Genomic DNA, 25,255 nt, shown 5'->3' on the forward strand with positions numbered 1-25,255 from the left:
CCATGAGATGCCTGTGTATCGCTTGAACTGAGGATCAGAAAGCTTGTTTGAATCGATGTATTTCATCCGCAGATTATGCACGAATGCTAAGAAATCCGGAGTGCAAATATTAACCAAAAAGAAGATCGTTTTTTGATTTATGAAAGAGATCTAATACTAGATATTCTTGAGCAGGTTTCAGAAATGGCTATACCTAGTTGTAAAAGGCTTTGATGCATAAACCTTCAAAGGGTGAGTTATCCCCAATCCATTTAAATTTAGTAACAACTTGGGTGTGAGGTCTACCTAATTCCGTAAACCTATTCAGAACTGCCACACGCGCATAAATTTCATTAACCTGACTTTGAAAATGTCTTGCCGTCAGCTTATCTCCTAATTATTTGATGCAATGCATCTTGGTTTCCACCAAACTGCGACGGTGATAGCCTGACAGTTTTCCATAGAGTTCTGCCTAAATGTTTAACCGTTTGAAGTAACTTATTTCGCTCTAGCGAGCTAGCTTTTTATCTTTCGATGGTTTTGCATTTTTCTTAGGTGGAATCACTGCATGTGCTTGACAATCTAAATTCACTTGTCTGCAGCACTTCGTGTCGTACGCCCCATCGGTATAGACAGAATCTATTCCCTCATATAGTGGTATTTGATCCAGAAAATCACTAAGTACTTGTGAATCACTGACATTATTTTTCGTAAGCTGAACAGCACGTCTTTGAAGCGTTTCAGCATCAATACCAATATGCAGTTTATGCCATTGCCGACGTTATTCAGGCTGATGCTTTTTACGCTTCCATTCGCATTTAGCTAAAAATTTTAAACTCGTAGAGTCGATGAGTAAGTGTAACCCACTACGACTTTTCTGATAGCTTATTACAATATCCATATGCTTTAGTCGTCTACAAAGGGTAGAGTACAAATATCACTGATATTCGGGGCTGCTCAGCCACAGAGTTTAATAAGGCTTTAGCAAAGCCTGTGACCATGCGTAAAGTAAGGTGGAATAGAGATTTGATCATTAAAATAGCATTGAATCGCTGTATCGGAATAAGTTTGATTTCGTCCGTGCTAACTTTGTGGTTACGCATACCATTGGGTCTTAGGATCAAACCAGATTGAAATATTTCTTCGCTTGATGAAAGCTTTGTTATATGCGGACCAATTTAGTTGTCAGGTAGATTTTTATCAAGTTTAGCACTTACCGTTGGACAGATTGGTCTTCTTGTTAGTGCTGTTGCGCCACATCTGGGTTCAGCTGTACTTAAAAATGTGACAATAAAACTGTCGCAACATGCAGTCATGGCTTTTTAATGAGTGTACGTGTGATTGCTGGTTTGAATGTAATAACATTAAGTCTGGTTGCTGTTGAAATAGAACGGCTTTGTTGCATAAATATGTAAGCATCTGATTTAAATAAATTTAATTTTGGATCAAAAAATAATCAAAACCTTTAAAATCATATAGTTATGAAATCTTTGTGCAACAAAGCCAAATAGAACTAAAAAATGGGTCTGACGATGCTTTAGAAGATTGGTGTCAAAAAACACCTTTTAGGAAAGCAAATAGTAAAGAGACGCCTTTTAAAAATGAAGATGAAGAGTATCAAGAGTTTGCTAAGGCAGTTGTGAGCTTATAAGTATGTATAGAAAAGATATGATTAAATTAGAAGGCTATATTAGAGAGTTAGAAGTTCATAAAGGAGTATTAAATGCCCTAGGTGGAAAGGGAGACTCATTAATAGCTTCATCTGCAATTCTTGGAACCATAACTGGCAATGTTACTTTGGGAACACAAAGTGTATTTTTGGCTTCTCAGTCTCGCTTGCATATTGAGACTCTTGTTATGAAAATTAATGGAAAGATATGCGTTGGCCAATTTCATCGTGTTTTATTACAACAGAATGAATATGTAGTTTGTGCTGCAAATAAAATTGAAGAAAATGTTTATGAGTTATTATCAGTGCTAAGCCCTTCAACAGGCATCCTACATATGCAGATTGGAATGGGGGCCTCGATAACAAATTTTAAAAAATCCACAAACAAGGGGGGACTAGTATGGTTTACACTAACTTTTGTTATTGCTTTCACTTTTATAATTGTACTCCCTCAAAATTTTGATTTAGTAAATTTTTTAATATTCTTTTCTGCGATTTTTACTTTTTATTTTTTATTTATGTATATTATTAAAAGTTCCGCAGCTTCATTAATATATCTCAGTGAAAACTCAGAACAAATTTTTGACTTGTATGGCTTTAAAAATCCTCAAGAAATATATCTATTTACTGCACGACATGAAGATACATCAGAGAAATTAATTTTAGAATCTATTTACGATTATCGAAAAGTTATTAAAGATGATCCTTATCCTGAGGATTATTCTGATAAGAAATGAAAAAGTCTATTTTATCTTTAATTGCATATTTTGCCCAAGATAATGATATCCAAAAATGGATTCGTAAATGCTTACTATCTACGGATTAGAGTATACCAAGATTCCAAACGATTGGAGAACAAATGTTAGGCCTTAAGTTAGTATATAGTTAATATGAAAAGTAAAATAAAAAATCATGACTTTGGTTATGATGTATTTAAACAGGATGTTCCTTTTTCTCAGTTAGATGAAGGAGACGTTCTACTTAAACCAGAAAATGATTCTAAACGTAATCATAATTGGTCATTTATTAGCATGAATGATGATTATATCGAATTGATTGATCAATCTTATGCAAGGTTAGGAAAAGGAATAAGTTTATTAATTCCAATGTTTCCATTATTTTTATTTTTATTTTACTACATTGGTATTCTTTCTTTTCTTGATAATTCTAGTGTAGGAGAGGCTTTTTTTTTCCTTATAGCTGTACTTTTTGTAATAGGACTTCCTTGTGTTGCATTTCTACGTCCTTACTTTAAATATGATCATAAACAACCTATTTGTAAGCCTGTTCTTTTTAATAGAAAAACAGGTAAAGTTTTTTCTATATTAATGATCAAGAATATATAGAAAAAATGGACAGATGTAGTTTATATTATGGGCAGTAGTTTTGGGTTGTCTGGCATTCCATTACGAGAGCTTCGGGCACATATCATCGAAGACGGCATCCTAAAACATACCTTTGTGATTGGCTTTCCAATGATTGGAATATTTCGTACTCAAGGTTTATGGACTTTTATTTGTCATTTTATGATGAAAGGACCAGAGGAGCTTTACCCCAAACCGCATCCTATGTACGGTACCATCGATCCGTTTACCCAACTAACCTATTGTCAAAAGGTCGTGGGTGCAAAAGAAAGTTGGAGAGATACATGGAAATCATTTCGAATCATTTATCATTATAATTGGGTTCCTGCTTTATTTGCTTATCCATTTGATGTGTGTAACTGTGTGGCGCGAAGAATTTTATTGCATATCAAACCATTGCCCGTTTGGCATGAAGATGTAGTACGAAAAAACAAAATGGATTTAGAGCGCCCAGAGGAAATCAGTGCAAAAGATAATTTTGAATTTACGATGTTTAAAATGATGGATAAATAAAAAGCTCTTTCGATTTTTCAATATAAATTAAGGGAATAGGCTGAAGAGGATTACCACCTAACGCCTACATCAAAGTCACGTAAGCATTGTATTAGCTTATTATTTATTGATTTCAATTTGATGCGAAAAAATAAAGCATTATGTCTGTGAGCCGCAGAGTTTTGTACCGTTGTTGCAAACGGGCTATAGATGTTTTATCAAGCTTTCAGAAACGCCTGACTATACTCAATTTTAGCATGAACATTATTGGGTTTATAAAGATCCGATATGGAAAGCCGAAACACGAAAAAATAAAGCTGAATTGGAGCGGGTCCTTTTGATAGAGATACACTGTTGGTAAGCAATATTGAGATGATTGATACTTCACTAGAATCAAATAACCAAAATGGAACGTATAAAGTTTAAATTAATTTATACAACGAAATGCGGTATCTTGGCTTCCATCAATAGTATTGCCATGCTCTTTGAACATAGCGGATGGAGGGGCTTTTTGACGGTAAATATTCATGCCATCACCACCAGCAGCATTATCACCACCTTGTGGAAAGGAGCTGCGCAAGACTTTTTCTGTGCCATCTTTAGGGCCTTGTGGATTCTTAACAGGTGACTCTGCATAGTAGTTTTCGCTATACCAATCTCTGACCCATTCAGTATTATTTGTCACCATGTCGTAGATTCCCAAAGCATTTGGTGATACTTTTCCTAATATAGGAAGATGTCCATAATTATTATACCTATATTTAACAGAATTGGTTTTGAGTTGTTCATAGCTTGCAATATTTACCCCATTTTTCATGGTGCCATCATTGGTTGCATAGAGAAGGTATTGTCCACGGTTTCGGGCAGCATATTCCCATTGTGCTTCTGTCGGTAAATCCATTTTTTGCCCCATTTGATTGCCTAACCACTGACAATACTTTTGTGCATTGTACCAATTTGCACCTGCTGGGAGTTTATGAAAAATTTCCTTTGGATAGTCTTCTAAATAATCTGGTTGTACTTGATTGGTGGCCTTGAGATAGATCAAATAATCTTGCAAAGTAATTTTATTATTGGTCATCTTAAAGCTGTCTAAGACCACTTTATGCGGTGGTTTATTATCCTTATCAGATGAATAACCTACATAGCTATTATAGGGAGGTGTCTCGACATTGCCTTTGGGATTCGTTACTGCCACACTATCTGGAGCTGTTTTTTCTAGTTCTTTGGTGATGGTGCCGAAATCTCCCATAATGAATGAACCACCTTGTACATTCACCATATTTTTCTTTGTGCGCTCGACAAGCTCATGAATTTCACTCTGTAAATTTGGATCTGTAACTTTCTGATTGGCTTGCTTTTGAGAAGATGCATTTGGCTCTGATGGAGTTTTAGCACAAGCCGCTAATGTCAGGCTTGAGAGGAAAATAAAAGCGATTTGTCGATTGATCATATTTTTTTAAATTATAGAGTTGTTTAAATATTATCAAAGAATAAAACAAATTTAATATCTCAAAAAGTAAGTTTTTATATTTATTGAGTCAACTCTAAATATGGCTACCAGCTAAGATTTACATCAAGGTCATGCAAGCATTATCTTAATTTTACTTAACCCGAAGCAAGATTAATTGATCCATGGCGTAAGACACTGGTCAACTCGTACAGCCTCTTTGTTTGATATGACAATTTGCATGAATGGTTTAGATAGGCTTTGTTGCTCAAATCTACGGTTAAAGGCTTATTCAACATTATAATTCTCAAATGAATAAGTCCACATCTAAAATCTATCGCACAACCAATTGGCCTTCTTATAACAGAGCATTAATCAATCGAGGAAATATCTCTATTTGGTTTGATCCCAAAACTCAATGGTACGCTCAACCAAAGGGCAAGCATGGTCGAAATCAAACCTATTCTGATGCTGCTATCCAATGCTGTCTGATGATTAAATCTCTATTCCGTTTGTCTTTACGTATGGTCACTGGCTTTGTTGAAAGTTTTATTCATCTTTGTAGATTAGATTGGGCAGCCCCGAATATTAGTGATATTCGTATTCCACCATTTGTAGAAGACAAAAGCATATTGATATTGAAATCAGCTACCAAAAAAAGTAGCGATGGGCTGCATCTACTCGTAGACTCTACAGGCATGAGGTTTCTAGGTGAGGGAGAATGGAAACGCAAGAAACATGGGCCTGAATATCGTCGCCAATGTCGTAAACTACATATTGGTATAGATGCTAAAACCCTACAAATACGCGCTATTCAGCTCACAACCAATAATTTCAGTGATTCACAGGTGCTTGGTGATTTACTTAATCAGTTTCCACAAGATGAGCAAATTGACTCTGTTTATACCGATGGAGCTTATGACACCAAGCAATGCCGTCAGGTCATTGCAGATCGGCAAGCGCATGCGGTGATTGCACCTAGAAAAAATGCGAAACCATGGAAAGATACAAAGAGTAGCACGCTAGAGCGAAATGAATTACTTCGAACAATTAAACGTGTAGGCAGGACACTATAGAAAAAATGGTCAGGCTATCATCGGCGAAGTATGATTGAAAATAAGATGCATTGCATCAAATTATTAGGAGATAAACTCAGTGCAAGGAGTTTTGATAGCCAAGTGAATGAGATCCATGCACGTGTAGCAGTCCTTAACAGATTTACGGAATTAGGTCGACCACTTACCCAAGTTACGCCTTAAATTTGGCTCAATTAGGGGTGCTTTGCATTTCAAATCTTTGTGAACAAAGCCCTTTTGATACACAACCTAAATGGCTTCAGAGTGTGGAGTATGAATGTCAGGTCGCGGAAGATGACCCGTACATCGTTGATGCATTTACGACTTATCGGTTAGATACTTATTTTTGTGTTATAAAATCTTGATTTTTATACTTAATTTTTAGCCATTTAAAAGTAAAGTGAAGTTAAATTATATAGATCACAAATCCTATAAAGAAAAGCTTTCTATATTACAGTGCAGCATATTGCAAAAAAGAAATAAAAAACCCATGAATCATTATAATTCATGGGTTTATATATTAAATCATTGCAAAGTTGAGCATATGATTACAAAAAATTGGTGGGCCCACACAGACTTGAACTGTGGACCAACGGATTATGAGCGGAGAGAAGTTTTAATTATTTTACTATATAAAACAATACCTTGAATTCATTTAAAATGGTCAAAACGAATAGAATCAAGGAGACCGCGGATAAATTTGGAAGTGTAAGAAAACTAAGGCTTTTGACTTTTCTAAGACAAAAATGAGTCAAATCTGAGTTTTGCTAGCTATAAGAATAATAAGCTATTTTTTGTGCAAAAAACTTACAAAAACCGCAAAGAGACCGCTTTCTACTGCGGTCCCACAAAGATAGACAGCAGAAATGCAACGATTTTTTTATAGACCGCAAAGACCATGCTTGCTTTGTGTACAAGGTGCTAGACAGCACATTAATTTATTTTTAGATATGATCATATGACATCAGTACTCTTTTGAATTACTATTATTTAAATAGATACTTCAATTGAGTTAAATCATGCATCTTGCGGAATTTTTTGTAGGTATGAGAAATCATCCTATTCTATTTTTGGGGACTGGATTTAGTCTTAGATATTTAAAAAAATCATACTCTTGGATCGACCTTCTGAAAAAAATCTCTTTTGATTTACATGGAAATGAAAGAAAATTCTTAGATCTACTGGATAGCTGTTATATAGGTGGAAAACTATCTCTAGAAATGGTTGCAGAGAAATTAGAAGTAGAGTTCAATGAATTGGTTAGCACTGACGCTAATTTTGATGAAATAAATAATATATTTTACGAAAATATGGCAAAAGGAAAAAGATATAGCAGATTTAAAATATATATTTGCCAATTGCTTGCTGATACAACTCAAAAAGAAGAAATGACTCCAGAATTAGCAGAATTGATAAAAGCTAGAAAAAATATTGGTTCAATTTTAACGACTAATTATGATTTATACGCAGAGAATTTTTTTAAGTTTTCTCCATTAATTGGAAATAATATTCTTTTAAGTAATCCATATGGATCTGTTTACAAAATTCATGGGTGTGTTAGTGACCCAAGCAGTATGGTGATTACAAGTAATGACTATAAATTATTTAATCAAAAATATGAACTGATTAAAGCTCAAATGCTATCACTATTCATGCACAATCCTGTCATTTTTATTGGATATAGTTTGGGTGATGAGAATATTAGAAGTATCTTGAAAACAATATTTTCCTATGTAGATCCAAACTCTGATGAGGCTAAAAAAATTCAAAATAACTTTCTATTGGTTGAGTTTGACCCAAACAATATGTCAACAGAAGTTGTAAAACATGATATTGATGTAGAAGACATTGGAATTATTAGAATCAATAAAATAAATACTGATAATTATTCAGCTGTATATAAAGAAATTTCAAACTTGGTTCTACATGTTTCTGCGATGGAAATTAGAAAAGTTCAAAGTGTTTATCATGAAATTCTAAAAGGTGAGCAAGGTATATCAGTTACTATTACTGAAGATATAGATGATTTAGATAACAATCAGATGGTACTAGCAATAGGTGCTAAAGATAATATTAGATATGAGTTTAAGAAATTAGATGAATTAATAAAAGAGTATTTTGTAATTATTGAAGAAGATAACACTCCTATTATTGAAGTAATTAACAAACATGAGATTGTTGCAGGAAAAAGAGTTTTCCCAGTATTCGGTTTTTCTTCAATAAATGACAAAATTAATAATCTTGATAAATTAAAAGAACTTCAATTAAATAAAATTGAAGCTCATATAAAATCATCAACATTTAATACTTATAACTCTGAAAACTCTAAATACACCAGTACTAAAGATATTATAGATGAATCTGAATGCACTAAACACAAGAAAGATTGCTTAATATTTTGGAATTTATATTATGGTTTTCTTAGCTTGGATGATGTTGAAAAGTATTTAAAAACATTAAGTTCTGATCAGATGAAAGAAACTAATAATAAAAGATTATTATGCTTGTATGATTGGATGAAATACAAAGTTTAATGTAAGGTAGCACTGTAATAAGTATAATATATACTTATTACAGTTTTTAATTGAAATATGATTTTATTTAATTAATTTTTACTTCTAGAACACAATTTTGAAAGGAGTGTTTTTTTCATTATCTTTTTTAAGTTTAAATAAATTAATCCCGAAATCTAAAAAAGTATAAAATTCACTATATTCTCCATTAATGAAAACTTTATGGATATTTTCTTCACATCCTAGAGTTGAAATAAAATCATTGCTTAATGTATTTAAGAAGTTAAAAAAATTATCATAACTATTATCTACTGTTAAGTTTAAATTTTGCATTTCAAAGGAATCGATTAATTTTTGCCTATTTAATTCGATAATATTACTGTAATTATTTTTAATACAATTTGGGTAATCATCCAGAATTTTAATTTTAACAAATGGATACATTAATTTAATTTCTTTATAAAAAATAAATGCAGGTAAAATCCAATTATAATTGTGATAATACAAACTATGCTCTTGAAAAAAAATCATATATTCGTTTGATACATTATTAAATAAATTTGAAATATCAAAGTATCTTCTAAGCAAAGGATATTTTCGATCAAGTTCCAAGTAATCTTTTTCATTTTTTATGCTTTTAATATAAATTAATTCGGACTCTGTTAAACCTTTTAAAATCTCTTTATTTCTTTTCGATTGATCGTTAGGGAATAAAAAATTATGACATTGATTAAAGTTAAAAAACTCCATATGCATACAATTTTCAAGCCTATAGAATACATCTGTTATTATTATAAAATCAATATTCTTATAATCACTTTCCTTGAGTCCGTAAGTTTCGCCATCCATTAAAACTCCACCACTTGATTTTTCATCTTTATTTTTAATATAATAGTTAACCCATTCAGCTTGATCAATAACACCTGAAGTACAGACAACTAAAATATTTATATCACTTTCTTTACTCCCATTAACTTTATCGTGTGCATCTTTAATATAAGAGATAGCTTTACAATCCCTTCTAGTAATATGTAGAGTATTATCAAAGGATGGAGCCCTACCCCATAAAACCTCTTTATTATAATAATCGATTTCTTTATCATAATTTGGGCATTTAACCTCAATATTAATATCACAATCATGAGTTTTCCAATAAAAACTAAAATCCACATCTTTTTTCCCACCAAACTTCCTTTCATATTTAAAGCTGGAATATAAGTCAGGATATTCTTTGATTAATTCGAACATCCCTCCAGCTACAACCAACTCTGAAAGGCTTTGAAAAAATTGATTTTTATTGAATTTATGCATGCCAAATTGTAGTTTTGAAATAAAAAAGTTTATATAATCATTTTTATTTGTAATATGATTTGTCGTTAAATTAATATATCTTACTAATTTTATAAGATATTTTTCATCCAATTTATTTATTTTAAAAAAATGATCACAATCCTTAATATTTTCAATTAGATAATTTAAATCTTTCAATTCAAATTTTTTATTTAAAAGGATATTTTCTAAATATTTTTTCATAACGGACTTATCAACAGACAATTGAATTGACACTAATCATCTATTAATTATAACAAAACTCCCCCTATACATCTCCACACAATCCGATGCAACGTAACACACTTCCAAAATTTTCCCTCACTAGAAAAAACTCCCCCACAAAAATACTGCTACATCGTGCAGAAATAAGTTACTTTCAGGATGAAGCAATCATGAAAGAGTGAGAACAGAAAGTAACTTATTTGTGGACATTGGACATGCGATAGATGGTACTAAGCTAGTACAAGTAAGGTGTACTTTGACCTAACTAAACAATTCATCTATCTCTTTCTGAGTAGCTTTGCGAATCATATTGGTCGCACCTGTATAGGCATCATAGGTTTTGCCATCCATGATAAATGGCTCCCTAGGAACAAGATGTTTACTTTGCCAATCTTTCAGATGTAAATATTCGAGTCCATCTACTGCAATGCCTTGGAATTCAAGATAGCGTCTTTCAGGCTTGTTTTTGTTGCGATCTATGACATCAAAATATGTCGCAAGAAAATTAAGTGCTTTACTATTATCAATCTCAAATGAGTCTGAAATATGGTCATAATTCATTCCCTTGATAAGGTTAGCTTTGACAATAGACTTCATTGGAAGATTTGTTTGTTTCTGCACCGCCTTAAAGGTACTACACAGTAATTTACTTGCTTGCGGACCTTTGAGTATGTGCTTATTTTCCAAATATTTTTCAGGACAACGCGTATAGAATTGCTTAGCAATATATTGGACAAATACATTTTTTGCATATCCATCTGCTACTTTAACAATTCTACTGAATCTTTTTTGAGAAAGGACTTGATAGATATCATGTATGTTACCAATGTGCTGAGCTAGATAAACAATCTCATTTAGAATCTGAGCTACTTTCTCAGGGTATATGGGTTGATCATCACAGTAATAGGCTAGATTATCGATGTAATCTTCATCAAGCTGTTTGTGCTCGATAAACTGAGTAGACATCTCTTTTAAGGATTCAGGTTTTTGATGACCTTTCTGAAAGTGTTCAAGAAAGATTTTTAGTGCAGTTTTGATACTTACAGCGTAGGCACTGTCAGCATTAGCCTTTTGCTCATCAAAGAAATCAGCGATATAGGGGGGAGTAGATATTGAATTCTCACTAAATTTAATTGCACAGTTGGGCAAAAATTGCTTAATACGCCACGCCATATATTCAAAGCTACTGTAAAAATAGCTTGTATCAATTAAATACAGTGCTGAGACCAAACTGGCAGTATTTTGGATGGATTTTCCTTGATATACAGCAAATAATTTACAATCAAACCAGTCTCGAAAACTCTCATTCATTTGACTAACTTTGTTATAAATATTGGGCTTCTCATTATCTTGAAAATCAAATTTATAGTCTTCTGCTAAACTCGCTAAAGCTTTAGCAATTTCATTCACACGAGTAATAAAATCATTTAATCTTCTAAGATGCTTGCTGTGAAATTGCTCTGGATTGCCATTTGATCTAGATATTTCAGTGTGGAATAAAATGTGGCATGGTACATTTGCGATTCGTAATCGACCAATAAACTGAACCAATTCTTCGACGTGCGCTTGTTTACCTAAAATAAAAACTGAATCAATTTCAATTTCTGGATTGTTGAGATTCACAGCCTCATCCATAATAGAAGTTGTAAAGACAATATCAATGCCAGTCGGGATTTTTTGTGTCTCAAAAATTTCTTTGACATCGGCTAAACCCTTGGTTTTACTATGTACCACAATACATTTAAGTTTGTAGCGTTGTTCAAAGTATTGCCTAAAACTCTCACATTTATCCCTAGAGTTCACACGTACAATAATGGTTTTGCCACATCTCCCTTTAGCTGAATCAGATGATAAACTAATTAACTCTTTGACTTTTTCCTCAATAATGGCAATAGCTGTGTATTGATCCCCATTGGTTAAAGAGGTTACATTGATATTACGTACAGGTGGGTTTTGATGCTTAACAATAATTTCTTGATCAATATCTATTTTAAGCTGATTAAATAGCTCTATTGTTTTGGTTGCAGTCAGGAACAAGCTTGTAGGTATTGAACGCTTTTGTAGATGCCAAATCACAGGCGTTAAAGCATCATCCCGAAATGAACCAGCCGAATATAATTTATGCGCCTCATCAATGACCAAGAGAGCTGATTTCTTTTGAGAGTCAGACATTAATTTAATAATTTTATCGAATTTATCATAGGTTGCAACAATGACACCTTTGAACTTACGAATAGTCTCATCAGGATTTTCATTTGCACAAAAAAATAAGTATTTAGAAAGAGCTGTAGATTTTCCTGAATATTCATGTTGTAACTCCATGACTTTAGCTTGAGTTGGTACAAGAATGAGTACAAATTTAAATTGATCTCTTAGCTCCTCCATCGTGAACGTGGTCTTTCCTGCACCAGTTGGAGCAACAAGAAAAGTGGATTGATTAGGTTCAACCTTAATACCAAATGTAGATAAATATTGGTTGGGGATAAGCTGAAATGCTTTATTAGACATGAGAAATCCCTAGGGCATGTCGCTTAGCGACATACCCTGACAATAAGTTAAGATGAAAAGTTAGAGATTTGGACGAGCGCTGTTGATACGTTCAGCAAGCATTTCAGAAGCATTACGCAACGTATCCTGACGTAAATGTGCATAACGCTGAGTCGTGGTAGGTGAAGCATGTCCTAATAAGTGCTGAACCACATAAATGTCACAACCATTATTAACTGCCATACTGGCAAAGTTATGACGTAGATCATGGATACGGAAATTCTCAATCTGAGATGCTTCTAGAATTTTCTGGAAAGTTTTGCGGATATCATTAAAAGGTAGTCCAGTTTTAGGATTGGCAAACACATACAAATACTTGCGTGACATTTTGCGAATGATTTGCTGTGCTTGACTGTTGAGTTGAATAATTCGAGGTTTACCCGATTTATTCTCATTGAGCTTCCAAAGATGGTTATTCTCATCTAAATCAGTCCATTTAAGATTTAATACTTCACTTTTACGGGCTCCAGTTAATAACAGCATTTCCACAATACCAACAATGATTTGGTTATCGATATTATGGACATTGGGATGTGCTAGAACGTACATTAGACGTTTTAACTCATCATCACTGAGGTAACGCTCAATCTGATTTTGTTCAATCAATTTTTTGACACGGCTCATCGGTGATTGATCGATAATCTCTCGTTCAAAAGCGACATTAAACATACTGCTCAATAATGCCCGTGTCCGATTGACTGTTGCGTTGGCACGATCCTCTGTTTTGATTTTAAGCATCAAATCACTGAGCATTGCTGCTGTAATTTGTGTCAATTGGATATGCCCTAAAGTAGGCTCAATATGATTCTTAAATCTTGAAACATCATCCTTCCAAGATTTCTTGTTTAATTGAGCCATAGGCAGATACGTCTTATTGAAGAAAGCTAAAAGCGTTGGAATATTCTCAATACGTGCCTTTTCCTCAAGAGGATTAATTCCCTTACTTAGCATAAGTTGGTAGCTATCTACCATACTAATGGCTTGCTGTAAGGACACTTCAGGATATTTACCTAATGTCGTGCTGATCTTTTTTCCCTTAAAGACAGCTCTGAACATAAAAGTCTTACTCACATTGGATATAACAACTTTGAGTCCTTTTACATGAGGAACTGAAATTTCGACTTTGGATTTACCCTCTGGTAGCGTAAGTTGCTCGATATTGAATAACTGTGGCATCCCAAAATTTGCTAATGATTTAAGTGGAAAAGGTGTGTTCATTGGTTCTCCTTATGAAAAAAAGGCGCACTTATCCCTGATCGTGAGACCATGTAATTCGGAATTATGGATAAGTGCGTTTCGGATGGGGGTTAAAACAACGTAACTATATTATTTACATCATATTTTTAAAGTCATGGACACTTTTGGGTACCCATAGCTTTTTGCAACCTGTAGGTGCAATTGATTGATCAAATATTTCAACTATAAGTTTAGTTAAAAAATTATCATTTTCATCTAATAAATAAATAGCCATAATAAAACTACTGTCGCTAAAGGTAATTTGGGAATGTAGATAAAAAATTACTTTAGAAGGATTATAATTATCTACCATTTCGACTATATCTAATCCATCTCGATAATGCATACAATTAGTATTAGGATATTTACACTGAGGAGGACCATCAAATAATATGCCTCCATTTTCTCCACGAACAATATATAAACTCATATCTTTACTACTGTAAGTAGTTTCAGCTAATACAACTAAAAAACTAATGGAAAGCCAATTAATAAAATCAAGGGTAGTTCGATTACCAAAATCTGCTTTAAATTTAAGAGATTTAATCATGCGACCATAATTTTTTAATGGAATATTCATACCATTTTTTTTATTTAAATCAGAAAGACTATCATAAAGATTAATGCTATCAGAATTCCATAATAATGACTTTACTATATGTTCTGATTGGTCAGAAGCGCTTGAAATTAATTCATTTAAGACTTTCTTTCTATGTTTAGCATCTTTAGCTACGGGATGTTTTGGATTTAAAACCATTTTTACACCTATAAGTTTGTAAATAAGAAATCTTAATTCCAAGAATATTTATAAAATTACAGCTTGGAATTAATCATTTGGGTTGTGTCTGTGAGGTCAGAATAGCAGGATAGCTTATAAAATCAAGATGCCAAATTAAATAATATTTATTTAAAACAGTTACTTATGATGTTTCTAAAATTATTCTCATTCGATGTGTCTTAAGGATCTATACTTACAAAGTACCACTTTTTAGGTAAAATATACGGGATTTAAGTGCTTATTTATTAGTCAATATTATGAAGAAAGTATATTTCCCAAAGAATATCTATGATGCTTTACAAGATAATCCTAAGATTTCTCTCGCTGAGATACAGCAGTTAAATAAATGCCACCAATCTACTGCATATCGCTATAAAAGTAACTTTGAGTTTGCAATTAAAAACCCAGACAAGGTTTTAATTCATCACATAATTAATAAGGTGAAAATTGAGAACTGGAAAAAGATAAATAAGCAACAAGAACATCTAAATTTGTTTTTAGACATTAAATTGAATAATGATGGTTTCGATTCGACACAAGATTTTCGAAATAAATTTTATGAAGAATATCCAATATATAAAAATCAAACCAATCGAACTTTTAATAGATATTTTAAAAAAATTCGTGATGAAATTAATATGTCACAGTACAAATTAAAAATTATAAGATCTTCAATTAGACTTCAAGGTTTTTATACTGAGGAAAATTTAGATTTTAAACCTAAGGATTAGTAGAACGTCCGACCGCTCATTTGAATTGAGTATCGTTGGTTACCTCACTTAAAAAGATATAAAATCACCCCAAGACTAAAAAAGTCTTGGGGTCTATTTTACGGTTTTGTTAGTAATCACTTGGCATTAAAAATGTCGTAAAAGAACGATCTGCTTCTGTGATGATCCAAATTTTGTCTTCTCCTACAGAATAACTAGAAAAGATACGGGTATGATTGACTAGAGCTTCTTCATTTGCTTCTTTGTCTTCATTTTCTAAGTCTCCCCAATCGCCCGTTTGATGACGATGAAGTAATTGGAGTAGATCAATTTGATGATTTTCTGCAAAAGCTAAAGCACTGGGCGTAGACACAACTTGGCCCAAGGCGAAAAGTCGTTGCCTTGTCATAAATAAGTCTCACATAAAAATTAATATAGAATAGGGTAGGCGGTAGTCTGTGTAGTGGGCTAGATTTGGTTGATCTTATGGCGTTCTGAAATCTCAGTCGGAACATAGACTAAAATACCTTCGTTGTCGTTCAGCATGATATACACCTCATACCAATCATGCTTTTTCTCTACAAATTCAACTTCACCTAATGACAGTTTTTCAGATAGGCTAAAACTGAGTTGTGCAAAAGGTTCGGTTAAGTCATTGTCATACTCACAAATAACAAACCACCCATGAAGGGTGGCTTGATAAGGTTCAGCATATTGCTGTTCGAGTGTATGTATGTGAAGTGAAATACTTGCTCGAATTGAATCATCAGAAACTTGCGATAAATCAGATTGACTCTTGATGTACTTCATTTTCATCCTCCGTTGCCCCTAATGATGTTACGTCATCACTCAGAATTACTTGTAAATTCTTCGGCTTAGGACCTCTTTTCCCACCTAAAGGTTTCATCTCATTGGACGATTCAGATCGTGATGAGTTTTGCTGTACAACATCCTCAAATGACTGTGGCCAAAGCTCATATTCAGCACTTACTTCAAGCAAGCGTGCAGTTTGTGGATGCGGGCGAATCACACCTTGATCAACTAAAACAGCACCTAGAAAACTTGCATTGTTCACAGATTTTCCGATAAATAAGCCTTTCAATGTAACTGCATGAAAGGGTTTTGCTGTTTGATAGAGTTTTTGCAGTGTTGAGATGATTTGATCAACTTTGATTAACTCCGCACTAAATCCACCTGATGATTCATTTTCACTTAGGGCGATACCAAAACTTTGATCGTCATTGTCTTGCCACAATTGATATTGCAGTTTGCCTTTGGATCTGTCTGATAGCTTATTACAACTCCATGTTTTAATAAGGGTTTGATTGGCTTTGTCAAAAATTCTTGGTTGCATAATGGCTTCCTTTAAGCATAAAAAATCCCGATGTACTGCAAGAGCACATCGGGACTGAAAAATTGAGATTACGGGTTAGAACATCGCATTACATGTAGCAATATGTTTTGCTACTGATTTGATGCTGTTGGGGGTAGGTGTCATAGTTGTGACCTTTTTATTATTGAGGTACACATCAATCTTTTTGGCTTTGGAAATGCCTTGTGAGAACTCATACCAAGCATTTGCACCATTACGCCATTTTGTCGATGCTGATGCGGCTACTTTACTTTTTCCATCTAATAAGAAAGTCAAAGGGTATTTTGAGTCCGAATTTTCATAGCTTTTCTTTGGAGTTTGAAAGCGTACAGAGTGATCATAACTATCACCTGCACCATCATTACATGTCACCCAAAGAGTATTGCCTTTGGTATCCTGAATTGAATATTCAGAAAAGCCTTGCGCATAGCTAGATTGCCAAACATTAGGTACTGCATGAGCAAAACCAGTGATTGTAAGCAATGATATGAATACGAGCTTTTTCATCAAATGATCCTATATAGTCACGATTATTTTTTCGGGCATGGTCGAATACTTTGGATATATTGACCATCATTGTTGTCGTTGAAAAATCCATTCTTTGATTGGATTTGCAGACATTGACCTTTTTTGAAAGGTTTCATTTGCTTCGCAACTTGATTTGACAACATAGATGTATTCAAAACAACTTCACCCTTTGTGGTTGTGAAAATAACAGCTTCGCCACTCACGATAAGATTCTTTTTGAGCGTGACTTGTTCTGTTTTTGCCAAAGCTACGTTTGAAAGTGTGATGCCGAAAATAAGGCATAATAAAACTTTGAAATTTTTCATAAAGATCTCGATATTTGATTAGTTCATTAGACGATAAATACAATCATTCCAAGGAGGCGTATTTTCACGATACTTGGAACATGCCAATACAGCTTGTTCTAAACCCCCTAGCATTTTTCCATAAGCATCAATCTCTGAAGTAGAGCTTGATTTATACTTTTGTTGGGAAGCATTCTTACGTTGAGCTTCTGCCTGTTCAGCTTGAAGTTGTTGTTGTCGCAACTGCTGAGCTTTAAGCTCTTGCTGTTTTAACAATAAATATTCCTCTTTGCTGTTAAAGTTAGAAAAGCCAACAACTTCACCATTTCCGTTGTATTGCAATGCTTTCCAAACAGTGACTCCTTTTTCTGTAACAGGGATAACCCCATCAGGAGAATTCAAAATACGCTCAGCCATTGCTTGCTGTTGCTGAGTTTGATAAGACACGACAAGATCATTAGCAGAGTTTGCCACCCGTTGCACATCAGGATCACCTGATAAAGTTGCTACCGCTGTCAAAGCGGAGTTAAGTAGATTAGAAAACCCCATACAATTTCCTATAAATATGATTATAAAGTAATAGCTTAAGCTCAACTTCTGAGTCTAAATCAAAACAATGTACCTATATTGGGTACATTAAGCATTGTATTGATAATGAGCGCATGACAGCAAGTATCAATACGAAAGAAATGCAAGCTTTGACGAACTGGTTGAAGCAAGCACGACAGGACCAAAACTGTTCTATGCGCGCATTAGCAGAACGCATGGATAAACCACACTCGTTTGTTCAAAAAGTTGAACAAGGCGAACGTCGATTAGATGTAGTTGAATATGTTTGGTATTGCCGACAGCTAGGCGTTAATCCACAAGATGGATTGCTTTTGATTGAGCAGGTGCTCTTAGAGACTAAATAGAATGACCTAGATTGAGGTCAGATTTGATTGAATCAGCTCAAGTCCGTGATTAGGGTTGATATCTAAAGCTTTGCAGTAAAATAAATACTCCACAACATCCAACTGATATTGCCCACTTTCTACATCCTGAACATAGGAAACTGATTTATTTAATTGCTTTGCTAATTGCTCTAAAGTCAAATTTTTTGCCTGACGTTGTTCAATCAGCCATTGTTGCAAGATAAGCATCAATTTCCCCTTTCAAATAAACAGAAGAGCAACAGCACAAAGCTTTGTTGGTAGATCTGTCTTTTTATCATTACAGACCCGAATCGCTTTGGCTATAGATTTACATTGGGGATGTGGAAGAGTCTCGATGACTTTAGATACAGATTCGAGTTTTGGATAATGGTTTTTCATGGTCACTCCTTTGTTAGTTAAAGACCATAAAAATAATATGTATATGTAATTGATTTAAATACAAATATCAACATCTAAAATTAAGTCAATGTTATTAATTTTTTTTAAAAATAGTCAAATGAGTCAATATTTGAAAGATACATTAAGCATGGTTTACCCTACTCAATGTATCTAACTTTAAATTAATTAAAATATTTAGGAGAACCAGTAATCGCATGATGTAAAACAGGCATATCACTTATGTTTTTAATATAATTATCATTCTCATCGTATTGTTGAAGTATCTTTATATCTAGAGCAACAGTTTCAATAAAAATGGTATTTGAAGGATCAAAGTTATACTCTGTATTTTTATTTTCAGTGTCTTGGATACTTGACAACTTAACATAAGCTTTTCCAAGAATAGCTGTTTTACCATCTCTAAATAAATTATAAATTTTCTCAGCCTTATTTTTATCTTTAAGTGGTATGAAACATAGGCTATCAGAATCATCCTTGCTTGTTTTATCTACAAACTTAATGTAAGTATTTGATATTTCCTCTCTTTTAGAGAAAAATGTCCCAACTGAATAATCCCTAACGCATATATTGGTAAATCCACCTTTTTGATGATCATATTCATATATAGTTAGCATTTCAGCAGAAATATCATTTTCATCGATAGACGTATTAGAACTATCGAAAGGTATTGAAAAATAATTCAAGTTAGTATAATAGTTAACGTCTTTTTCGTAATTGTATAAATTAGCTTTAAATTCTTCAATCATTCTCTCTTTCTCGAATGAGTTTTGTTCTACAAGAATTTTAGGTGAAAATACTCGAATATAGTCATATATATCCATTTCGTGATCTGTGTTAGCTATATACCAATATACTAAAGATTTCTTTTTATCTTTTAAGTTAATGTCTACAAAATTATTTAAATCAGGTATAGAAGAATCTTTAGGCTTAATATTAATTTCCTCAGAAACTTTCTCTTTATTATTATAAGCTATGCTGGCTTCTGATGACTCACTATTAGGCGGAGATGTTTTTGTAGAATCGGAGCATGCTGATAAAGTAATAACCCCTAAGCCAAATAGTATTTTTTTAAGCATTTTCTTGTCTTTTAACAGTTTTGTGGTTTGCCATAATACTATATGAAATATAAAAATAAACCCACAGATTAGTCTTTTTAAAATGGTTAGAAGCTTCTCCACCCAAGATATAAGACCACAAGATAGTTTCGATTATTGGAATGAAATAGTCGAGAACACTTATGCTTCATCTTCAACAAATAAAAATCTTACTATCGGAGAGTTTGGTGGGGACCTATCAGTTAAAAGTCTTGGTTCAAGCGCACAAACAACAAACCACCCATGTAGGGTGGCTTGATAAGGTTCTTCATACTGATTTTCTAGCATCTGCATGGTGTCAAGAATGGCATCAGCAATTGGCCGTTCCCTTACTGTGCTGATATCAGCTTTGTTCTGCACAAATTTCATTGCTTTCCTCCTCAGTGCTTTTTTCTGGTTCCTCCGTCACGGGTTTTTCCGCAACTTTTCCATTACGTTTTTTCGATGGCTTGACCGCTACTGGATCTTCAGCTTGAGAGGGTGATGCATCGGTTCCAGTTTTCAGATGACTTTCCAAGCCAATCGTCCAAAGTTCGTAATCTTCATTCACCTCCAGTAGACGTGCAGTTTGTGGATGGGGATGAAGGACTTGTTGATCGACCAGTACAGCCCCGAGAAAACTAGAGTTATTGACTGACTTTCCAATGAAAAGTGTCTTCAGGGCTACGGCATGAAAAGGCTTGCCTTCTTGATACAACTTGCCGAGCAGTTGGATGATGTCATCCACTTTGATCAGTTCAGCGCTAAAGCCTCCTGAAGATTCATTCTTGCTCAGGGCGATACCAAAAGACTGATCATCATTGTGCTGCCAGAGTTGGTAATGCAATTGTCCTTTAGCCCGATCAGAAAGCTTGTTACAAGTGAAAGTGTGAACGAGGCTGTAGCCCACTTTGTCATGGATACGTGGTTGCATGGTTTTGATTCCTGTAGACGTAAAAAATCCCGATGCACTCAAGGCACATCGGGACATACAAATTTGATGAAATGGTGAATTAAAGGATTACTTCCAGAACAGCACAGACTTTGGAGACATAACTTGCTTCCACATCGTTACAAACACGAATCGCCTTGGCAATTGAACGACTTTGGTGATGCGGTATTTTCTCAAAGACATCTGAAACAGATTCCAGTTCGGGGTAATGTTTTTTCATGGTCACTCCTTTTCCTAGACCATGAAAATAATATCTCCCTCAAACAGCTACAATTACAATTTCAGCAGCACAAGAAATCATTCAAAAATAATTCGTTAGTAACACGTCAACATTTGTCGTCAATTGCCTCTTTCAACCTGAAACAAAATGAATTTCTTGCTAAACTACTGGAAATTTGCAACAAATTCTAATTAGGTTCAATATGACCCAAGTACAACTGCAACAACTACAAAAACAACTTTGGAATATTGCCAATACTTTGCGTGGCACCATGGGGGCAGATGAATTCCGTGATTACATCCTAGGTTTCATCTTCTTCAAATACTTGTCAGAAAAAGCAGTCAACTATGCTAACGAGCTACTGGATGGTGAAGAAATTTCATTCTTGCAGTTTGATGAAAATAACGATGAGCACGTACCTTACATCGAAGAAATTAAAAAGAATGCCATTGCCGAAGTCGGTTATGCGCTCACACCAAAACAGCTATTCCATACCTTAGCCGAGCGTGGTCGTCAGGGCGAATTCATTTTGGATGATTTAACTGCAACCTTAAAATCAATTGAACAAAGCACTTTAGGCACCGACTCTGCCGATGACTTTGCAAATCTTTTTGAAGACTTGGATCTCAACTCAACCAAACTGGGCAACAATGCCAATGACCGCAATGCCTTGGTCGCAAAAGTCCTCACTCATTTAGATGCGATTGATTTTGACATCAGCAATACTGAAGCAGATGTTTTGGGTGATGCCTACGAATACCTGATTGGTGAATTTGCTTCAGGTGCAGGCAAAAAGGCAGGTGAATTCTATACACCTCAAACAGTTTCAACGCTATTGGCAAAAATCGTCACACAAGGCAAAGACCGTTTACGTTCAGTCTATGACCCTACTTGTGGTTCAGGTTCATTGCTGTTACGAGTAAAACGTGAAGTCCAAGATGTCGATATGATTTACGGTCAGGAAATGAACCGTACCACCTACAACTTGGCGCGAATGAACATGATTCTACATGATGTGCATTTTGCCAAATTCGACATCAAACAAGAAAACACATTGACCCGTCCACAGCATTTGGACAAACGCTTTGATGCAGTCGTAGCAAATCCACCATTCTCAGCGAAATGGTCAGCCGATCCATTGTTCCTACAGGATGAACGCTTTGCCACCTACGGCAAACTCGCACCAAGTTCAAAAGCAGACATGGCTTTTGTGCAGCACATGCTGTATCAGCTTGATGACAATGGCACCATGGCTGTCGTATTGCCACATGGTGTGCTGTTCCGTGGTTCAAGTGAAGGTGTGATTCGTCAGTACCTAATTGAACAGATGAATGTGATTGATGCCGTGATTGGCTTGCCTGCCAATATTTTCTATGGCACTTCAATTCCAACCTGTATTTTAGTCTTGAAGAAAAACCGTGAGCATAAAGACAACATTCTGTTCATTGATGCCAGTAACGAGTTTGAAAAACAGAAAACTCAAAACAAGCTATTGCCTGAACACATTGAAAACATCATTGGGGCATTCGAAAATCGCCAGAACATTGAAAAATATGCTCACGTAGCAACTTTGCAAGAAGTCAAAGAAAACGATTACAACCTGAACATTCCACGTTATGTCGATACCTTTGAAGCCGAAGCTGAGATTGATCTAGATGCAATTGCCAAACAACTGCAAGAGCTAGAACAAGAAAGTCAAAAGACTGATGTAGTGATTACTAGTTTCTGTAAAGAGCTAGGCATTAATTCACCATTTTCGGAGGTGAAGTAATGTCTGTACCTAAGTTACGATTTAAAGAATTTGATGGGGATTGGTTATCAGCGCCATTGAAAAAATACTTTCCCAAAATTAGAAATGGATTTGTAGGAGTTGCAACACCGTATTATGTAGAAAAGGGTGTAAAATATTTACAGGGAAAAAATGTAAAAGATGGGAAAATTGATCCAGCAGGATTAATCTATATTTCTGAAGAATTTCATTTAAAAAAAAATAATTCAAAGTTGTCTATTGATGATATTTTGATGGTTCAGAGTGGTCATGTAGGTGAATGTGCTGTTATTGAAAGAGAATATGATAATGCTAATTGTCATGCCCTGATTGTCTTGTCACCCCATCAACAACAAAAAACGAATTCACATTTTGTCAAATATTATTTCTATACACCACTTGGTAAAAAAATAATATCACAGGTAAAAACAGGTAATACCATTGAACATGTTTTAGCTTCTGAGATTAAAGAGGTTGAATTAAATTTTCCATCCAAAGAAGAACAAACCAAAATCGCCTCGTTCCTTTCCGCAGTCGATGAAAAGATCAGCCAACTCACGCAAAAGCATGAGCTACTCAGCCAATATAAACAAGGCATGATGCAAAAGCTGTTTAGTCAGCAGATTCGCTTTAAAGCTGATGATGGGAGTGAGTTTGGGGAGTGGGAGGAAATAGTACTTAGTGATGTTGCTACACGAATCACGCGGAAGAATAAAGAAGATAATCAGAATGCACTAACTATCTCTGCTCAAATGGGACTAGTAAATCAACAAGAATACTTCAGCAAACAGATTGCATCTCGTGATTTGACTAAGTACTACTTATTGCATAAGGGAGAATTTGCTTATAACAAGAGCTATTCTGCGGGTTATCCAATGGGAGCAATTAAACGTCTAAAGCTATATGAAAAAGGCGTTGTTTCTACACTTTATATTTGTTTCTCACTAAATACAGAAATCAATTCTGATTTTTTTGAACATTATGTAGAAAGCGGTGCTTTGGTTCCTGAGTTGGAAAAAATTGCACAAGAAGGTGCTAGAAATCATGGTTTATTAAATATTAGCCTTCAAGAGTTTTTTGAGGTTGCTCTTTTTAAACCTTGCCTAGAAGAACAAACCAAAATAGCAAACTTCTTGTCCTCTATCGACCAAAAAATTGAAGTGGTGGCAGAGCAAATTGAACAGGCTAAAACTTGGAAAAAAGGCTTGTTGCAGCAGATGTTTGTGTAGGGGGATATAGTGAATTTAGCAACATCACCTTTTGAACATTTCACACAACTTTTAGATTCTGCAAAAAAGTTTAAAGCGATACCGCGAGAAAAAACTTTTTTCGATACTGCGATTCGTAGCTATTACGAAAATCCCACCACTGAATTGCTTGAATTTTTCTTAAACCCTCAAGAATCACATGAGTTGGGAGAGGTGTTCTGGAAAGGCTTTAGTGATGTTGTTGTAGGAATTAGCGCCTTAAAGAATTCTAGTTTAGGTCAAGTGGAAAGCTTGGAACGAGAATGCGTTACACATAACAGCAATCGTATCGACCTAATGATTGATACCAATACGCATATTATTTTACTGGAAGCTAAAATTTACCATCATCAAAACAATCCATTTGATGACTATGTGAAATATGCTCAAACACGCTCAAAAGGCAAAGCTATCCTTGGCTTGATACTCAGTATCTCTGGTAAAAGTGAAGCCCAAAATTGGCTCGGTATTTCCTACCAACAATTAGTGAATGCTGTCCGACCTTACCTTGCAGAACAAATGATGACGAATCCCATGAATAAATGGAATTTGTTTGCACGTGAGTTTTTGCTGCATCTTGAAAGTTATTATCGTACTCAGAAACTAGATATGAACCGTATCCAATTTATTTTTGATCATTATCAAGAAATACAAGAGTTACAAAAGCTGAAAACTAATACTATTCAAGAAGTTGTCGATAGTATCAGTCAGCTTCTTAATCAATCTATTGATGGTTATATCTCTAGAAACAAATATGAATCATGGGGAGGGATTCGTTTTTATAACGATGCGTGGAATATCCCGACAAATAACACTTTATACATTTATGAAGATCAAGGTGAGACAATCTTTGGGGTGAATACTTATATTTTGAATTTGCCTGAAAAATTAAACGAAAAAGTATTTGAGATTTTAAAATCTCAAGATGATTCACGTTATCTCTCGTGGGATATTGAAAAATATAAAAATGGAACAGAGCGTTGGCTGTGTATCTATTGGCGTGCATCTGAAAATAATTTTGAATCGATTCGAGATTTAATTTTGGAGAAAGCGAGTTTGTTAGATGTGATTGAAAAAACTTTAAGATAAATCAGCATATTGAATATAAA

27 protein-coding genes and 2 pseudogenes are annotated in these 25,255 nt (G+C 34.4%); 11 read left to right on the top strand and 18 right to left on the bottom strand.

Annotation, left to right across the window (positions count from 1 at the left end; genetic code table 11):
* Positions 1 to 193: 193 nt before the first annotated feature.
* Positions 194 to 1,192, bottom strand: a pseudogene (locus tag AVJ20_RS14540) (IS5 family transposase).
* A gap of 279 nt (positions 1,193 to 1,471) precedes the next feature.
* Between AVJ20_RS14540 and AVJ20_RS18390 the strand changes: the two are divergent.
* The 3 genes and pseudogenes from AVJ20_RS18390 (at position 1,472) to AVJ20_RS19020 (ending at position 3,525) form a co-directional block, all read left to right on the top strand.
* Positions 1,472 to 1,630 (top strand): hypothetical protein, encoded by a 159-nt coding sequence (locus AVJ20_RS18390; protein WP_162689777.1) that lies wholly within the window; start codon positions 1,472 to 1,474, stop codon positions 1,628 to 1,630.
* Positions 1,631 to 1,647: 17 nt separating this feature from the next.
* Positions 1,648 to 2,385, top strand: a complete 738-nt coding sequence (locus tag AVJ20_RS14545) for a putative type VI secretion system effector (RefSeq protein WP_228157223.1) — start codon at positions 1,648 to 1,650, stop codon at positions 2,383 to 2,385.
* A gap of 153 nt (positions 2,386 to 2,538) precedes the next feature.
* Positions 2,539 to 3,525 (top strand): annotated as a pseudogene (locus AVJ20_RS19020) (hypothetical protein).
* 406 nt (positions 3,526 to 3,931) lie between these two features.
* Here the strand turns inward: AVJ20_RS19020 and AVJ20_RS14560 are convergent.
* Positions 3,932 to 4,957, bottom strand: coding sequence for a formylglycine-generating enzyme family protein (locus AVJ20_RS14560; RefSeq protein WP_111885726.1), 1,026 nt, complete (start codon positions 4,955 to 4,957; stop codon positions 3,932 to 3,934).
* A gap of 308 nt (positions 4,958 to 5,265) precedes the next feature.
* Between AVJ20_RS14560 and AVJ20_RS14565 the strand changes: the two genes are divergently transcribed.
* The 3 genes from AVJ20_RS14565 (at position 5,266) to AVJ20_RS14570 (ending at position 8,564) form a co-directional block, all read left to right on the top strand.
* Complete coding sequence (locus tag AVJ20_RS14565) at positions 5,266 to 6,030, top strand: IS5 family transposase (RefSeq protein ID WP_416240554.1); 765 nt, start codon at positions 5,266 to 5,268, stop codon at positions 6,028 to 6,030.
* A 45-nt stretch (positions 6,031 to 6,075) separates the two neighbouring features.
* Positions 6,076 to 6,213, top strand: a complete 138-nt coding sequence (locus tag AVJ20_RS19025) for a hypothetical protein (RefSeq protein WP_020753596.1) — start codon at positions 6,076 to 6,078, stop codon at positions 6,211 to 6,213.
* 836 nt (positions 6,214 to 7,049) lie between these two features.
* On the top strand, positions 7,050 to 8,564 hold the full coding sequence (locus AVJ20_RS14570; RefSeq protein ID WP_111885727.1) for an SIR2 family protein: 1,515 nt from the start codon (positions 7,050 to 7,052) through the stop codon (positions 8,562 to 8,564).
* An 84-nt stretch (positions 8,565 to 8,648) separates the two neighbouring features.
* Here AVJ20_RS14570 and AVJ20_RS14575 read toward each other — a convergent pair whose 3' ends face one another.
* From AVJ20_RS14575 to AVJ20_RS14590, 4 genes are all read right to left on the bottom strand, one after another.
* Positions 8,649 to 10,076, bottom strand: a complete 1,428-nt coding sequence (locus AVJ20_RS14575; RefSeq protein ID WP_162689778.1) for a hypothetical protein — start codon at positions 10,074 to 10,076, stop codon at positions 8,649 to 8,651.
* 282 nt (positions 10,077 to 10,358) lie between these two features.
* Entirely contained in the window at positions 10,359 to 12,605 is a 2,247-nt protein-coding gene (locus AVJ20_RS14580) for a DEAD/DEAH box helicase (RefSeq protein ID WP_111885729.1), read from the bottom strand.
* A 60-nt stretch (positions 12,606 to 12,665) separates the two neighbouring features.
* The gene (locus AVJ20_RS14585; RefSeq protein ID WP_111885730.1) at positions 12,666 to 13,862 is read right to left on the bottom strand and encodes a site-specific integrase; all 1,197 of its coding nucleotides are present in this window, start codon (positions 13,860 to 13,862) and stop codon (positions 12,666 to 12,668) included.
* 112 nt (positions 13,863 to 13,974) lie between these two features.
* Positions 13,975 to 14,637 (bottom strand): hypothetical protein, encoded by a 663-nt coding sequence (locus AVJ20_RS14590; protein WP_111885731.1) that lies wholly within the window; start codon positions 14,635 to 14,637, stop codon positions 13,975 to 13,977.
* 278 nt (positions 14,638 to 14,915) lie between these two features.
* Here AVJ20_RS14590 and AVJ20_RS14595 point away from each other — a divergent pair, with 278 nt between their 5' ends.
* Positions 14,916 to 15,389 (top strand): hypothetical protein, encoded by a 474-nt coding sequence (locus AVJ20_RS14595; protein WP_111885732.1) that lies wholly within the window; start codon positions 14,916 to 14,918, stop codon positions 15,387 to 15,389.
* 109 nt (positions 15,390 to 15,498) lie between these two features.
* Here the strand turns inward: AVJ20_RS14595 and AVJ20_RS14600 are convergent, their stop codons facing one another.
* From AVJ20_RS14600 to AVJ20_RS14625, 6 genes are all read right to left on the bottom strand, one after another.
* Entirely contained in the window at positions 15,499 to 15,777 is a 279-nt protein-coding gene (locus tag AVJ20_RS14600; RefSeq protein WP_111885733.1) for a hypothetical protein, read from the bottom strand.
* Positions 15,778 to 15,836: 59 nt separating this feature from the next.
* On the bottom strand, positions 15,837 to 16,178 hold the full coding sequence (locus AVJ20_RS14605) for a hypothetical protein (RefSeq protein WP_111885753.1): 342 nt from the start codon (positions 16,176 to 16,178) through the stop codon (positions 15,837 to 15,839).
* Positions 16,153 to 16,722, bottom strand: a complete 570-nt coding sequence (locus AVJ20_RS14610) for a hypothetical protein (protein ID WP_111885734.1) — start codon at positions 16,720 to 16,722, stop codon at positions 16,153 to 16,155. The genes AVJ20_RS14605 and AVJ20_RS14610 overlap by 26 nt, the downstream gene beginning before the upstream one ends.
* Before the next feature lie 75 nt (positions 16,723 to 16,797).
* The gene (locus tag AVJ20_RS14615) at positions 16,798 to 17,247 is read right to left on the bottom strand and encodes a hypothetical protein (RefSeq protein WP_111885735.1); all 450 of its coding nucleotides are present in this window, start codon (positions 17,245 to 17,247) and stop codon (positions 16,798 to 16,800) included.
* Positions 17,248 to 17,270: 23 nt separating this feature from the next.
* Positions 17,271 to 17,573: a hypothetical protein gene (locus AVJ20_RS14620; protein ID WP_111885736.1), complete on the bottom strand. Its 303-nt coding sequence runs from the start codon at positions 17,571 to 17,573 to the stop codon at positions 17,271 to 17,273.
* 18 nt (positions 17,574 to 17,591) lie between these two features.
* Positions 17,592 to 18,101 carry a hypothetical protein gene (locus AVJ20_RS14625; protein WP_111885737.1) on the bottom strand — a complete coding sequence of 170 codons (510 nt, stop codon included), beginning with the start codon at positions 18,099 to 18,101 and terminating at the stop codon, positions 17,592 to 17,594.
* Between the two features lie 113 nt (positions 18,102 to 18,214).
* Here AVJ20_RS14625 and AVJ20_RS14630 point away from each other — a divergent pair, with 113 nt between their 5' ends.
* Entirely contained in the window at positions 18,215 to 18,466 is a 252-nt protein-coding gene (locus AVJ20_RS14630; protein WP_111885738.1) for a helix-turn-helix domain-containing protein, read from the top strand.
* A 6-nt stretch (positions 18,467 to 18,472) separates the two neighbouring features.
* Here the strand turns inward: AVJ20_RS14630 and AVJ20_RS14635 are convergent, their stop codons facing one another.
* The 6 genes from AVJ20_RS14635 to AVJ20_RS18450 all read right to left on the bottom strand — a co-directional run bounded on the left by AVJ20_RS14635 (position 18,473) and on the right by AVJ20_RS18450 (position 21,131).
* Positions 18,473 to 18,694, bottom strand: a complete 222-nt coding sequence (locus tag AVJ20_RS14635) for a helix-turn-helix domain-containing protein (protein ID WP_111885739.1) — start codon at positions 18,692 to 18,694, stop codon at positions 18,473 to 18,475.
* A gap of 12 nt (positions 18,695 to 18,706) precedes the next feature.
* Positions 18,707 to 18,865, bottom strand: a complete 159-nt coding sequence (locus AVJ20_RS18445) for a hypothetical protein (protein WP_171319301.1) — start codon at positions 18,863 to 18,865, stop codon at positions 18,707 to 18,709.
* A 182-nt stretch (positions 18,866 to 19,047) separates the two neighbouring features.
* A complete protein-coding gene (locus AVJ20_RS14640) occupies positions 19,048 to 19,962 on the bottom strand; it encodes a hypothetical protein (RefSeq protein ID WP_162689779.1) in 915 nt (304 codons plus the stop codon).
* 159 nt (positions 19,963 to 20,121) lie between these two features.
* On the bottom strand, positions 20,122 to 20,349 hold the full coding sequence (locus AVJ20_RS14645) for a hypothetical protein (protein ID WP_111885741.1): 228 nt from the start codon (positions 20,347 to 20,349) through the stop codon (positions 20,122 to 20,124).
* Positions 20,324 to 20,893, bottom strand: coding sequence for a hypothetical protein (locus AVJ20_RS14650; protein WP_228157226.1), 570 nt, complete (start codon positions 20,891 to 20,893; stop codon positions 20,324 to 20,326). The genes AVJ20_RS14645 and AVJ20_RS14650 overlap by 26 nt, the downstream gene beginning before the upstream one ends.
* Positions 20,894 to 20,972: 79 nt before the next feature.
* Complete coding sequence (locus tag AVJ20_RS18450) at positions 20,973 to 21,131, bottom strand: hypothetical protein (protein ID WP_171319303.1); 159 nt, start codon at positions 21,129 to 21,131, stop codon at positions 20,973 to 20,975.
* A gap of 202 nt (positions 21,132 to 21,333) precedes the next feature.
* Here AVJ20_RS18450 and AVJ20_RS14655 point away from each other — a divergent pair, with 202 nt between their 5' ends.
* The 3 genes from AVJ20_RS14655 to AVJ20_RS14665 are packed head-to-tail and all read left to right on the top strand — an operon-like array spanning position 21,334 to position 25,235.
* On the top strand, positions 21,334 to 22,902 hold the full coding sequence (locus AVJ20_RS14655; protein ID WP_111885742.1) for a type I restriction-modification system subunit M: 1,569 nt from the start codon (positions 21,334 to 21,336) through the stop codon (positions 22,900 to 22,902).
* Positions 22,902 to 24,128: a restriction endonuclease subunit S gene (locus AVJ20_RS14660; protein ID WP_111885743.1), complete on the top strand. Its 1,227-nt coding sequence runs from the start codon at positions 22,902 to 22,904 to the stop codon at positions 24,126 to 24,128. Before AVJ20_RS14655 ends, AVJ20_RS14660 begins: the two co-directional genes overlap by 1 nt.
* Before the next feature lie 9 nt (positions 24,129 to 24,137).
* Positions 24,138 to 25,235 carry a PD-(D/E)XK nuclease family protein gene (locus AVJ20_RS14665; protein ID WP_111885744.1) on the top strand — a complete coding sequence of 366 codons (1,098 nt, stop codon included), beginning with the start codon at positions 24,138 to 24,140 and terminating at the stop codon, positions 25,233 to 25,235.
* The last annotated feature ends 20 nt before the right edge of the window (positions 25,236 to 25,255 follow it).

The organism is Acinetobacter sp. CFCC 11171 (assembly GCF_003268405.1).
In the GTDB taxonomy this organism is placed as follows: Bacteria; Pseudomonadota; Gammaproteobacteria; order Pseudomonadales; family Moraxellaceae; genus Acinetobacter; species Acinetobacter amyesii.